Origin of the sequence: Paenibacillus sp. FSL W8-0187 (assembly GCF_037969755.1) — a bacterium.
Taxonomy (GTDB): Bacteria; Bacillota; Bacilli; order Paenibacillales; family Paenibacillaceae; genus Paenibacillus_AQ.
In genome coordinates this window covers 6204909-6218273 of record NZ_CP150206.1, presented here as the reverse complement: position 1 = coordinate 6218273, position 13365 = coordinate 6204909, and the positions used below count along the sequence as shown (strand labels likewise).

At 48.2% G+C, this 13365-nt stretch carries 16 protein-coding genes; all 16 read left to right on the top strand.

Features of this window, described 5'->3' with window-relative positions; translation table 11 throughout:
* The 16 genes from MKY48_RS28165 (at position 1) to MKY48_RS28090 (ending at position 13360) form a co-directional block, all read left to right on the top strand.
* The gene (locus MKY48_RS28165; RefSeq protein WP_339267879.1) at positions 1-1296 is read left to right on the top strand and encodes a hypothetical protein; all 1296 of its coding nucleotides are present in this window, start codon (positions 1-3) and stop codon (positions 1294-1296) included.
* Positions 1296-1691: a hypothetical protein gene (locus MKY48_RS28160; RefSeq protein ID WP_339267877.1), complete on the top strand. Its 396-nt coding sequence runs from the start codon at positions 1296-1298 to the stop codon at positions 1689-1691. Before MKY48_RS28165 ends, MKY48_RS28160 begins: the two co-directional genes overlap by 1 nt.
* A 16-nt stretch (positions 1692-1707) precedes the next feature.
* Positions 1708-1881 carry a hypothetical protein gene (locus tag MKY48_RS28155; protein ID WP_339267875.1) on the top strand — a complete coding sequence of 58 codons (174 nt, stop codon included), beginning with the start codon at positions 1708-1710 and terminating at the stop codon, positions 1879-1881.
* A 92-nt stretch (positions 1882-1973) separates the two neighbouring features.
* On the top strand, positions 1974-2411 hold the full coding sequence (locus MKY48_RS28150; protein ID WP_339267873.1) for a DUF6838 family protein: 438 nt from the start codon (positions 1974-1976) through the stop codon (positions 2409-2411).
* Positions 2408-2581 carry a hypothetical protein gene (locus tag MKY48_RS28145; RefSeq protein WP_339267872.1) on the top strand — a complete coding sequence of 58 codons (174 nt, stop codon included), beginning with the start codon at positions 2408-2410 and terminating at the stop codon, positions 2579-2581. The genes MKY48_RS28150 and MKY48_RS28145 overlap by 4 nt, the downstream gene beginning before the upstream one ends.
* Positions 2582-3901 (top strand): phage tail sheath family protein, encoded by a 1320-nt coding sequence (locus tag MKY48_RS28140; RefSeq protein WP_339267870.1) that lies wholly within the window; start codon positions 2582-2584, stop codon positions 3899-3901.
* A 1-nt stretch (position 3902) separates the two neighbouring features.
* Complete coding sequence (locus MKY48_RS28135) at positions 3903-4361, top strand: phage tail tube protein (RefSeq protein ID WP_006212529.1); 459 nt, start codon at positions 3903-3905, stop codon at positions 4359-4361.
* Positions 4362-4390: 29 nt separating this feature from the next.
* Positions 4391-4813, top strand: coding sequence for a phage portal protein (locus MKY48_RS28130; protein ID WP_076324761.1), 423 nt, complete (start codon positions 4391-4393; stop codon positions 4811-4813).
* Positions 4814-5006: 193 nt separating this feature from the next.
* Positions 5007-6704 carry a hypothetical protein gene (locus MKY48_RS28125; protein WP_339267868.1) on the top strand — a complete coding sequence of 566 codons (1698 nt, stop codon included), beginning with the start codon at positions 5007-5009 and terminating at the stop codon, positions 6702-6704.
* A 1-nt stretch (position 6705) separates the two neighbouring features.
* Positions 6706-7425, top strand: coding sequence for a LysM peptidoglycan-binding domain-containing protein (locus MKY48_RS28120; protein WP_339267866.1), 720 nt, complete (start codon positions 6706-6708; stop codon positions 7423-7425).
* A 12-nt stretch (positions 7426-7437) separates the two neighbouring features.
* A complete protein-coding gene (locus MKY48_RS28115) occupies positions 7438-8403 on the top strand; it encodes a hypothetical protein (protein WP_339291757.1) in 966 nt (321 codons plus the stop codon).
* A gap of 6 nt (positions 8404-8409) precedes the next feature.
* Positions 8410-8703: a DUF2577 domain-containing protein gene (locus MKY48_RS28110; protein WP_339267863.1), complete on the top strand. Its 294-nt coding sequence runs from the start codon at positions 8410-8412 to the stop codon at positions 8701-8703.
* Entirely contained in the window at positions 8703-9116 is a 414-nt protein-coding gene (locus MKY48_RS28105; protein WP_339267861.1) for a DUF2634 domain-containing protein, read from the top strand. The genes MKY48_RS28110 and MKY48_RS28105 overlap by 1 nt, the downstream gene beginning before the upstream one ends.
* Entirely contained in the window at positions 9109-10170 is a 1062-nt protein-coding gene (locus tag MKY48_RS28100; protein WP_339267859.1) for a baseplate J/gp47 family protein, read from the top strand. Before MKY48_RS28105 ends, MKY48_RS28100 begins: the two co-directional genes overlap by 8 nt.
* On the top strand, positions 10163-10708 hold the full coding sequence (locus MKY48_RS28095) for a YmfQ family protein (protein WP_339267858.1): 546 nt from the start codon (positions 10163-10165) through the stop codon (positions 10706-10708). Before MKY48_RS28100 ends, MKY48_RS28095 begins: the two co-directional genes overlap by 8 nt.
* Entirely contained in the window at positions 10709-13360 is a 2652-nt protein-coding gene (locus MKY48_RS28090; protein ID WP_339291756.1) for a hypothetical protein, read from the top strand.
* The last annotated feature ends 5 nt before the right edge of the window (positions 13361-13365 follow it).

The following is a 13365-nucleotide window of genomic DNA, read 5'->3' as shown; positions in this document are numbered from 1 at the left end:
TTGTCCAGTAATACACCGAATTTAGGATTATTGAAGAAAGACCCGATGGTGGATGGCAATGAGACCTTTAACATCGAGACGATGCTGAATGAGAATTGGGATAAGGTTGATGAGGCTGTGGGGAGAACAGGAGGATACGGGGTAACAACTCAGTCTAAAGCGAACGAATATGAGGTTAATCTAAATCCTGCCCCGGCGAGCCTTACAGCTGGGATTCGAGTTACAGTAAAGATCAACGTTGCAAGCACCGGAGCCCCAATGCTCAACGTTAATGGTTTGGGAGCCAAACCAGTGCTTAAAACAAGCGGAAGTTCTGCCAGTTTTAAGCAGGATGGCGTCTACACATTGGTATATGATGGTCAGGCTTTTATTTTACAGGGTGAAGGGGGGGAGGTAGGAACAGCGACCGCTTCAGACGTACTCCAGGGCAAAACATTTCCAGGTGAGGACGGATTGATAAATGGCATTATGCCACATCTCACAGGTATTAGAAATGCTACTGGAATTGCAAAATGGGGTGATGGAGCATTAGCAGTATATCCAGAAAAGGGTTACCAAAAAGGTGGTCCAGGTGACGGCGAAATCAAGGTGACTCCTGCACAGTTACAGTCAGCTGAAGGGGAGCTTAAATCTGATAACATCAAGGCCGGAACTGCAATCTTTGGGGTACCAGGCAAATCCGCGGTCGTAGATACAGCAGACGCTGTGCTCGATCCGCACATGCTTGTCGCGGGATACTCAGGGTATGACGACGGAGTTAAAAAAGCTGGTCAGATGCCGAACCGAAGCGCCGAGAACAACCACATGCCAGGTCTTGAATCGACGGTTTGGCCGGGGGATCGCTTTTTTATCAGACCGCCACACGGTTATTTTAACGGGTCTACTTGGGTTACAGCTGCGGTGCCGGGGCTGACTGCAAATAACTTGCGGAAAGGCGTTAATGTTGCTGGCTTGTTGGGTGAGTTAGTCGAGGGCAAGCCTTTTGCGTCAGGAAGCACCACTGTGCAGGGTCCTGGTAGGTTTACTCTGGATGGCGGTGGAAATCAAGATACCGCGTATATAGATGTTAGTGGACTTGCCTTTGTTCCGAAAACAATTGTTGTCTACTATTATTTAGAAGTTTCTACGGTATATGTCGCACAAACACGTACGTCTGGGGTTATAAAAAATGTTTGGAATGTCAGTTACGGAAATTGGTTTGCGCAGCAATTCACAGGTACAAGCTTTAGTATTCCGGTGTCAACCAAAAATACTGCCGATGTCGGCAGAACAATATATTGGGAGGCGTATGGTTAATGAATATAGGATCTAAAATTTATTTTGATAAGAGTACTGGTGACGTAATATTAAACACTGGTGAGCGCACCGGATGGGTCGTAGAGACGACGCGCGAACAAGACTTCAAGGCATATACATCTTTATCCAAGCGCGTACCGGAAACGGTCGGAATGATACAACTTGAGTATGGAGCATACACGGAGGATTACGCTGCAGGCGGACGAATAACACGGGTTGACCTGGAGACTCTTAAACCGCTGTTTACTTATCCTGATCCGACCAATCCAGAAACGCCTCAGGAACCACAGCCGCCACTTACGGAACAGATGTCTGCATTGAAAACAGAAAATGAAACGTTGAAAAATAGGGTTTCGGACGTCGAGATGACGATTACCGAAATCCTATTTTCATGAGGGGAGGTGATTGCTGATGCTTAAAGATTTTCAGGTGCGTGTTGTAGCTAACGCCTGCATTACTCGTGTTAATGATGGAGAAGGTACTATCGATCAAGTCGTATCTACTTACCCAATGCAAGTAGATGATCGAGAAAAGGTTCTGGCTTATGCATATGTTATCCGTCCGGATCTTGAACCGACAAAATAATATCAACTCATGCCTTAGAGTGGTCCCGTTTTTTTCTGTATCAAATTGAATAAAGGACAGGCAGACATTCATTTAAGAGAGGAACAATAGATATGATTGTTCAGCAAATGCAAACTTCTCTGAAAAGCGCCTTGCAAACGAAATTTAAAGACATCTCCCTCATCTCTAAAGAGGATGCCACACCATTACCCCCAGCACCATACTTCCAAACCGAACAAACCCTAGCCGAGTTCGAGCCGATATCGACCAATCGATATGCGGCTCGTTTTCGTTTCCGCATCTCTTACGTACCGATGGAAGGAAAGCCGGTGGCAACGATCATGGACGAAATGCTGGAGAGTCTAACCTCCCTTGAAGTGGGAGGCCGACCATGTCGTGCTTCCTCAGTGGCATGGGAGCGCCCAACGGGGAAGGATGGGGCAACGGGAGAAGGATATTTTCGCGCAGAGTATGTCATTCAGATGACAACGGATCAGGAAGAGACCGACATGAAGATGCAAACATTGAAACAGGGAGGCGGATTGAAGTGAGTAAAAAAGAAACAGCACCAGCGTTCAACAAGCAACAGTTGGCACAATCCAATCAATTCAGTAATCGCGAGAAGGATGTGCTGAGCGCCATTCTCGAAGAGGGCAAGACGTACACCATTCAACAAGCGAAAGACCAATTAACCACATTTTTGAAAAAGGAGGTCATCTAAATGGCCGGAGGAACATGGACAACACCCAACAAAGTAAGACCAGGCGTATACACCCAAATCTCATCGCAGGAGCAGCCGATCGGGCGCGTAGGTGAAAGGGGGATTGCGGCGCTGGGCCTGTCCCTTCCATGGGGAGAGCCTAATAAAATCCTGACGATCCAACCAGGTACGAATCTGGTAGAAGTTCTGGGTTATGATATCACATCACCACAGTTGCTCTCGGTAAAAGAAGTACTTAAGCGTGCTGGCACGCTTCTGTTGTACCGCTTGAACAGCGGTGTACAGGCTGCAGCTTCTGTTGCTGGTCTCAAGGTAACCGCACTTTATGGCGGCGAACGCGGTAATGATCTCCAGATCGTCGTTGAGAACGCCGTGGATGATCCCGGTAAGTTTGTGGTCAACACGCTGTTGACCGGCAAAATCGTAGACAAACAGCTTGTAGCCAGTGCGGCCGAGCTAGAACCTAACTTGTACGTGGCCTTTGCTCCGGATACCGGTGATCTAACTGCAACGGCTGGGTTTGCTCTCACAGGAGGCGCGAACGGCACCGTAACGAACCAAGAGCATGTAGATTTCCTTGCCGCGCTTGAGGTCCAAGACTTCCAGACTGTAGGTCTGTTGTCGGGTGACCCAACGCTTAAGTCTCTGTATACCGCATTCGTCAAACGTCTTCGTGAGCAGGAAGGCAAGAAGGTTCAAGCTGTGCTGTCTGAATATTCGGCTGCGGATTATGAAGGAGTCATCTCCGTGAAAAACGGCGTTGTTCTCACCGACGGCACTGTCGTGGACAAGGTGAAGGCAGTTGCCTGGGTTACTGGCGCCACGGCTGCGGCAGCTGTTAACGAATCCCTTACGTATGCGGCTTATGATGAAGCGGTGGATACCGATGTTCGTTTAAGCCACACGGAGATTGAAGAAGCGCTGACGAAAGGCGAGTTCCTGTTCAGCTACAGTGGCGGCAAGGCCGTGGTCGAGCAGGATATTAACAGTTTTACATCGATTGAGCCAGCGAAAGCGCGCCATTTTTCCAAAAACCGTGTGGTTCGAGTCCTGGATGGCATTGCGAATGATTTAAAGCTAATTTTTGAAAAGTCCTATATCGGGAAGGTAGATAACAATGTGGATGGTCGGACGCTGTTCTGGGCGGAATGTGCGGCGTATTTTGCATCTCTGCAGAATATCGGTGCTATTCAGAATTTCGATGCGAACGAGGATATTGTGGTGACGCCGGGGACAGAAGGCGATGTGCTGTTTGTGGATATTAAGGTACAGCCGGTGGATGCAATTGAAAAAGTATACATGAAAGTGAAGGTGGTCTAAGATGGCATTTTTGCGGGCAAACGACACGATTTCCGGACAAGAGGGCAAGGCATTCGTCAAGATTGGCGAGCGTATGGAGGAAATGTTCTACATTAAAACACTGGAAGCTACGGTGGAGAAGGAAAAAGCCGAGCTGAAAACGATGGGCCAGCGCGCCGTACAGCATAAAGCCATTGGCTGGAAGGGCAGCGGCACGATGACCATTTATTATGTGACCTCACTGTTCCGCGAGCTGATGATGGAATATATCCAGACCGGGAAAGACGCCTACTTCATGATCGAAGTGCGTAACGAGGATCCAGGTTCGTCGACGGGACGTCAGACGGTGATTTTGGAAGGGGTCAACCTGGACAGCGTGATTATGGCTTCTCTCGACACCGAAGCGGAGGCGCTGGAGGAAGAAGTAGCTTTCACGTTTGAGAATGTGCGGATTGAGACGCCGTTTAACCCATTGGCCTAATACTTAACATTGAATGAGGAGGAAGGAATATGAGCGATTTTAGTATGTTTTTTGCTGGGCAGTCGTCTGCAGAGATCACGGAGGAATTCGTGGTCTCTGTTCGTTTTAAGAATGCTGAAGGAAGCCCTGTGCCTTGGAAGCTGCGCAGCATCACGGAGGAAGAGAATCAGGAGTGCCGCAAAGCCGCTACCCGTAAGGTTAAAGGCAAGAACGGCGTATTCACCCCGGAAATCGACCCGAATGACTATATGGCGAAGCTGATGGTATCAAGTGTCATCTTCCCGGATTTAAAAAACAGCGAGCTGCAAAAATCCTACGGCGTGCTCGGTGCAGAGTCCCTGCTCCGCAAAATGCTGCTGCCCGGCGAATTTGCCGCGCTTGGCGAGCGGGTACAAGCCCTAAACGGTTTTGACCGGGATATGAACGAACTGGTGGATGACGTAAAAAACTAATTAAAGAGGGTGACGGTGATGCGAACTATTCGTACTACGCCCTCCATGAACTGCACATCCTTCCTCACCAGCTCATGGCGATGACGGTCCGGGAACGGGCCGCCATCTATGCCATGATCTCGATGCGGGTGGAGAAGGAGAAGCGTGAGCGAGTCCGGAAGCGGAGATAGGTTGTAGAAAAGGGGGTGAAGGAATGGCGAGTGTAAAGGATGCACTCCTGCGCTTAAATAATATGGCCGACTTTGTTGCGAAAATGACGATTATTCCAGTAGCAAAAGAACAAGTAACGGAAGACTTCTTTAAAGTTAAGACTGGTGATGCTGAGGTAGGTTCAGCTATATTCGAAAACATTAAACAGAATGCATTGAAAACCGGGTTAGATATTAACGATTCGTTAAATAATGCTTTAACGTTCATGTCAATGACTAAAAACTCAGATCAAATTGCGCAATTAAATGGCTTCGCTGATCGAATGAGCACACTATCAACAGACGGCAAGAGTTCAAAAGATGCAACAGGGGCGATTATGAGTGCGATGCGTGGCGATACCAGCTCTCTAGCTAAAGATTTTAATATTCCTGATTCCCAGATTAAAAGCTTTAATGCAGAAATCGTATCATCTAAAGGTAATTTTACTGCATTTCTTTCATCCATGGACAAACTGCTGCAAAAATCAGGCATGACACAGGAAGCTATGAATGCCATGCTGGATTCGCCTGTTAATAAGTGGAAGCAACTAATGGGATCCGTCAACAATTCTTTTGTTCAGATGGGGGGTGGCGCATTAGCTGCCATCATGCCAATTCTGGATATGTTGAATGCAGCTTTTGAAAACGGGACTTTCCAGCCTTTTATTGATGCTATATCCATAGGATTAACCGTAATTGCTGAGGGGTTTTTGTGGGTAGCGCAAATGATCCCTCCAGCCTGGGAATTCATTAAAGCTACGATTGCTGGTGTCGGTAACACCATATGGAATCTGGTCACTATATTTATGGGGTTGCTTCCTGTTATCGCTTTAGTGGGTGTTTTTTTTGCAATGTTAAATGCAGGGATGATCATGGGAAGAATATCAGCTTACGCGTTTACTGCGGCGCAAACTGTGATGGCTACGGTTACGAATATAGCGGCAGGTGCAATGAGATTATTTAATATGGTGGTTAAGGCTAATCCTCTTATGCTATTAATTTCATTAGTTATCGCTGCTATGGCCGCATTCGGGGCTTGGCAAGTGGTGACTATGGGCCTTAAGCAGATATTTAGCAACGTATTTGGTTTCATTGTCGATCTGGCGCAAAACACGGTTAACACGGTCATTTCAGTTATTAACGGAATCATTAAAGGTGTTAACGCGGTAGCGGGCTTTTTTGGCAAGGTTCTTGGCGTGGATACCAAGCAAATTGCGGAGATTGAATATAAGGCAGATTTTACGAAATTCAAGGATAAAGGGCAGGACTATATTGAAGATTTCTCCATAGATAAGTTCAAAAATCAATTCATGCCAGCTAAGGACACGGGCAAGAGCAACGAGGAATTATTGGAACAGTACAATATGGGGAAAACCGGATACGATGTTCCCGTTCCAAAAACAGCCCTAACTCCGTCCATGCCTGCCATGGCAACGGCCCCAATCCCGGTAGCTCCTGCGGGTGGAAGCATTGATTCCATTGGTAAAGTGGATAACTCGGTGGACGTGGCGAGCGAGGATCTGAAAATCATGCGTGATCTGGCAGAAGTGAATGCGATCAGCAATATGATTACCCTGACGCCTACCGTGCAGATGACAACAGGAGATATTAACTCCGGGGCCGATCTGGATACCATCATGTCGAGAATTAACCGAACGCTGGAGGAGCAGTTTGTGTCCAGTGCCGAGGGGGTGTATCTGTAGCATGAGCGATTATGGATTTTTTCTGAGCTTCAATAACCAGGAGGAGGTTTTTCGGTTTCCTGTGAACCCCGAGCGGATTGATGTGAAGGATAGCGGAGAAGGCAAATCCTATACGGTAGCGGGGCTTGGTGAAGTAAATGCGATTCTGCATCCCAAGTTGACGGAGATCTCGTTTGAAAGTTTTTTTCCGGGTAGGATGTACCCCTTTGTCCATCTAAGGTCTGACCAGGAGCTGAAGCTGCCGATCGATTACGTAAATACCATTAAGGGCTGGATGGAGAGCCGGAGACCTGTGCGTTTTGTCATGACGGGGCTCGTTCCCGATCCGCTGAGCGGTACGGACGGTAAGAATGTGGTGCGGGCCATGAAGTCTTTTGGCATCAACATGGCGGCCTCCATCGAAAGTTTCAACTGGAATACGATGTCCGGATCGCCGGAAGATATCGAGTTCTCGATTTCGCTCAAACGATATGTGTTTTATGGGGCTCGGAAGGTGGTACCGGTAAAAGACAAAAAAGCGGCAGCCGTGAAAAAGAAAGACCGGCCGGATGACCGCAAAAAACCAACCTCCTACACGGTCGCCAAAGGCGACACCCTGTGGAGCATTGCCCAAAAGCTGCTCGGCAGCGGTTCCCGTCATACTGACATCCAAAAACTGAACGGAATTAAAGACCATGAGGTCCGGAAGCTGGCTATCGGCCGGGTTCTCAAGATTCCCTAAAGAGGTGGCGCCATGATTGAACTGATGATTGACCGCAAGAACGGAAGCGTGTGGGATCTGGGTCAGATTGTCACCGACATTACGTGGAAAACAACCCGTCAAGCGAAGCCGGCGAGTCTGGATATCAACTATGTGAACGATGGTCTTGCACAGAGCAAGGAATTCGAAGTGGAAAACGGCGACATTGTGCGCTTTCGGAAGGATAATAAGGATCTGTTTTATGGCTATGTTTTTTCCAAGGAGTGGGGTATGGATGCTGAGGTCAAGGTGATGGCGTATGACCAGCTGCGTTACCTGTCCAGCAACGACACCTACCGGTTCACGAATGCCAAGGTGGAGGATATCATTCGGAAGATTGCCAAGGATTTCAATCTGAAGACAGGCACGCTTGCCGATACCGGCCATACGATCCCTGCGATGCTGGAAGCGGACAAAAAACTGATCGATATTATCTGCAAGGCTCTGGAGGCCACGTTGATCGCGACCAAGCAGTACTATATGTTTTACGATCAGTACGGTGAACTGACGTTGACCAACATTAACGACATGCTGCTTAAACTCGCGGTGGGAGAAGACAGCCTCATGACGGATTTTTCATATAAAAAAAGCATCGACAACGAGACGTACAACCGCGTCAAAGTCGTGAGGGACAACAAGGAAACCGGGAAGAGGGACGTGTATGTTTACCAGCATGGGCAGAACATTGCCCAGTGGGGGCTGCTCCAGCTGTATGAGGTTTCTGACGAGAACATGAACCCCGCTCAATTGAAGCAGTTAGCGCAGAACTTGCTGGAGTTGAAGAACAGGGAGCAGCAGACGTTGTCGATCGAGGCTATTGGAGATTTGCGGGTTCGTGCCGGAAACACGATCTATGTGAATCTTCCAGAAGAAGGCTTGAAGCCGTATCTCATCGATGAATGTACGCATAAATTTTCGGACGGTACGCATACGATGTCGCTGAATATGAAGGTGGTGTAAGCAGTGATGCTGGATATTATCAAAAAAGCCAGTCTCAGCGCCGTGGGAAGCACAAACCCGATGGCGGTGCTGTATGGCATAGTCACATCAACACATCCTCTCGAGGTGAACGTGGATCAGCGTTTCAGCCTGACGGAGGATTTTTTAGTTATCGGAGAATCGATGACCGAGTACAAGTTGAACATTGGCGGCGTGGAGTATGTAATTCGAAAAGGGCTGGAGATTGGTGATACGGTCCTGCTCATTCGTTACCAGGGCGGACAAACGTATCTCGTGCTGGATCGGTTGGTGAAGCCGTGATGATCCCGCAGGGTGGAACGCTGCAACCGAGTAGCGAGATCGTGGAAACAATGGCACAGCCTAGCTTGACATATGACTTGAATCTGGAGGAAGGAACGATATCCGGTCACATTGACGGTCTTGAGGCCGTTAAACAGGCTGTCGTAAAAATCCTTCAGACGCGCCGCTTTGAACATCTGATCTACAGCAGTAACTATGGGCAGGAACTGGACTCCGTCATTGGCCGCGACCCACTGTGGGCCTATGCTGAAATCGAGCGGCATATCAAGGAAGCGCTGCTGCAGGATGACCGCATTTTGTCGGTAGATGATATGAATATTACCTTTGTGGGCGATCAGGCCGTGGCGGAATTTACGGTCCGAAGCGTGTATGGGGCTTTCAATATGACCAAGGAGGTGAGAGAGGATGGTTGAGGAACAGACGTACGAAGCAATTCTGGAGCGGATGATGGACCGTATTCCGGATGGAATGGATAAAAGGGAAGGCAGCATCATCTACGATGCGTTGGCACCTTCTGCAGCTGAGCTTGCCCAGATGTATGTGGAATTGGGGTACTCCATGAACTTGAAATTTGCCGCTACGGCCTCGGGCGAATTTTTGGATCGGAGTATTGCATGGTCGGGTCTGACCCGGAAGCAGGCTACAAAAGCACAGCTTCTGGGACACTTCTCAGGCAATAACGGTACCGCGGTAGATGTGCCTCTAGGGAGTCGTTTTTCATTGGATCCGCTGAATTACAAAGTCATCACCCGTCTGGATGCAGGGCAATATGTGCTGGAATGCGAGACAAGCGGGAAGGAAGGCAACCGCCGATTCGGCTCGCTGCTTCCGCTGGAATACGTCGAAGGCTTGGTGAAGGCGGAGCTGATGGAGCTCTGGGTACCTGGCGAAGATACCGAATCGGATGAAGCGTTGTATGACCGATACCGCGAAAAAATCTCCCGTCCCGTGACCAGTGCAAACCGGAATCAGTATGAACTGTGGGCGAGGGAGAAAGCCGGGGTTGGCAAGGCCAAAGCTTTTCCGTTATGGGATGGTCCGGGCACCGTCAAGGTGGTGCTGCTGGATAACGAGATGCGATCGCCTACGCCTTCCGTAGTGGAATCAGTGCAGCAGTATATCGATCCGACCATGGATGGCATGGGGGAAGGCGCAGCTCCTGTCGGTTCGGTTGTCACTGTTGTTGGGGCGGCTGAAGTGCCTGTCCATATTGAAGTACAGGTTACGCTGCTCGATGGAGCCGGCATGGATGGCGTGCAGGAAGCCATTGAGCAGGGGGTTCGTCAGTATCTCAAAGACCTGGCAATGTCCGATCCGCTGGTCCGGTATAACCGGATTGCCAATGTGATCTTGGATATTCCGGCAGTCATCGACTACGAGATATTGACCGTGAACGGAGGAACGGACAGCCTTCTGATCGAGCCGGAAGCGGTAGCTGTCTTGGGGACGGTGACAGTAGATGAGTAAAGCTGAAGCCTGGCTGGGTTACCTGCCGTCCTTTTATCACGATGTTCGAGAAATGAAAGCTATTGCCGGAGCCGAAGGGGCTGAGTTGGACAAGCTGGCGCAGGAACTGGAGGATCAGTTGGACCAGTATTATCCCGAAACCGCTACGTGGGCGCTGTCCCGGTTCGAGCAGGACTTGAACATTCCGGTGAACCTCTACAAGCCGATCGAGCAGCGTCGTTCGGTCATCATTTCGAAGATGCGGGGGAGCGGCAAGGTGTCTGCCAGCATGCTCAAAAATGTGGCGCAAGCCTATGAGCGGGGTAGCATCGAGGTATCCGTCCAGCCAGCGGAGTATAAAGTGACGATTCATTTTCGAGATACGCTGGGCATCCCCCCGAATTTAAGTGATTTGAAATCGGCCATCGAGGAGATCAAACCAGCACATATTGCGGTCGATTACGCACTACGTTATCTCACCATAGCTGAAGTGGAGGGCATGACCTTTGAGGAAATATCAGCAACGACACAAGACAGATTGTTGGGAGGAGGAGCCTAAATGACGAATCCGGTTACGCCGAATATCGGGTTGAACAAAATCGATCGAACCTCGCCGTCCACGACGTATTTCGATCTGGAGAAATATATTGATCAGAACGCGGATGCCGTAGATCGGTTCGCGGGTGAAAGCAGTGAGGCCATCGGCGCATTGGAAAAGCGTCTGGACACGGAAGAGCGCAGGGAAGTCATACTGCAGCCGGGGCTTCAGATCGTGAACGCGGAGCGGAGTGCGCCATTTAAGTTGAGCGGGATTAAAGGGCGGACGTTGGTGAATTTGGCTGGACGGAGGATTAATCGAAGCGTATCAAATCCGGCGACAACTACCTTAAGTGTTGGGTCAGGCACAACTGGTAACAATACTGAGGCTATAAATGTAGCTGTTAAAAATACAGACGAAGGTTACATCATATATAGACAAGTAGGGGGCTCAGCTTTTCTTGCTCTTGCTGGGAAATATTACGTAATATCGGCAGAAGTGAAAGTAAACAGCATTTCTGGTAGCGGGTTAATTAAAGTAGGCGCAAATGTTGGAATTGGGGCAGATACTGTTGATAAGACTAAACTGGGGATTTGGCAAAGAATTTATTATGGGTTTACAAAATCGGCTGACACCGCTTTTGATATTATAGTTGGAGTTTGTTACGCGGGTGGGGTATATGCTGCCGTCAACTTTGATGTTAAAAACGTAAGTTTGTATGAAATTTCACAATCAGAGTATAACAGCATCACATTATATTCCTCAGAACAAATGGATATTAAATATCCCTACGTCGATAGTATTCAGCCTGTCCGAAATCCGTATGTGATTCGGTACGGAGATAATTTGGCTCCTACACTATTTGAAGGCTCGGTGGAAAGTTCAACGAAAGTGCTATCTGAATATTCAGCTATAGTAAAAGCGACAGGTTCAACGATCGTGGAATACCGGTCTGAACTCATTCCGGCTATACCGAATACTAAATATACACTTCGTGCAAAAATCACTCTAAATGGCCTAGAAAAATATGATGGAGTGTACGTTGATGTACTGGGTTACGATGAATCGGGGTTGTATGTATTAGACACACCTGGAACCTCCGTCAGCGGAACAGGTACTGGAACAGATATATTTGCTACTCCGGCAAACATCAAAACTATGGAGGTTCGTATTGTAGCACCTCAAGATGCGGCTGTTGGTGACTATGTTATCGAAGATATTACGCTTAATCTCGGAACTACGGTCAAAACACATAAAGCTCGTGAAGACTGTATATTTGCGCTGCAAACGGACTTATACTCCGATCCGGTGACAGGTGTGAATGCTGACGAAGTGTTCGAGAAGGGCGGGCAGTATACCAAGCTTGCGAAGTGGAGGAAGCTAGTCTTTGACTTCAACCATCAATACGGGTATTTTAATTCATACTCAGGGGGAAAATGTGTACGACTACTTACAGATATTGTTGATAGAAATAAAACTAATCAACCAGTTGTGACAAAATATGATGGAACTTATTTAAAAGGAGGTCTACCATCAAGCGCAGTAGATTTATACAGTATAGCTGATTGGGGTGGTGGGGCTATAGGTCTAGGAATAGGTGTTTCCAGTGCAGACAGCGGATGGGGTGACAACTACACTCCGACACCTGACGAGATTAAGGCATTCTTTATGGGTTGGACGATGTATAACGGCTCTGCAATCGTATCCGAAGGTTTGCAGACGCCTGATAATCCCGTGAACAACCTATACAACGGTACAGGCATAAAATTATGGGCTCGCAGGTTAGACGGTGTTAATCGTATTTGGGTTGATGGGACGTTTACGCTTCCGACTACACAAGCGCCAAATTGGACGCCGTACCAACTCGTTTACCGACTCGCAATGCCAACAGTCGAACCTATCATATCTGAAGGCACGTTAACGTTTAATGATGGCGATAACTTAATCGAGGTTGGGACGGGAATTGTGGTAAGGGAAAGCAACCAGCTTTCAGTTGCAAGCAATGGTGTTGCAACATTCAACGGTGCAAAATACCCACTGAAAAACAAAGCCTCTTTACTTATCGAATTTTACAGAAACGGAATGCGCATCACGCCTGATAGTTCCGGGTTTCGGACTCCAGGAACAGCTTTGGAAGTTTCAAATGGACCTGCATGGGCTAGTGTTAATAAAGAGAAATTCGACCCTTCCGCCGCGTACTCCGTCACATACCTGATGCTAGATAAATCACCTATCGTTCCATTCACCGGATCGTATGCGGCTAACGAAATGTCGATGCTCCAAGAACTGACTGGCAAGGTACAACAGAATGCCACCGCTGTATCTGTATTGATGAATAAGAAGGCAGATAAGTATTCGCAGCCGGATTGGATTTCACCAACGCTACTAAACTCTTGGACGGGTATATTGAGATATCGAAGGGACTCGCTAGGAAATGTTTACATTATAGGACGCCCAGAGGGAGGTACGACAGGAAACGGAGTTTTGCTATTCACACTTCCAGAGGGATATCGACCATCTGATGTAATAGTCTTCGGATCTCTATGGTCTTCTGGCAGCGCGTTACTCCCCCTTGAAATTACAATAAATACTTTGGGGCATGTACAAATATGGAATGTGGGAGGAAATGCTTATCTTGATATATGCCTACCTTCCTTTCTAGCCGAACAATAAAGGAG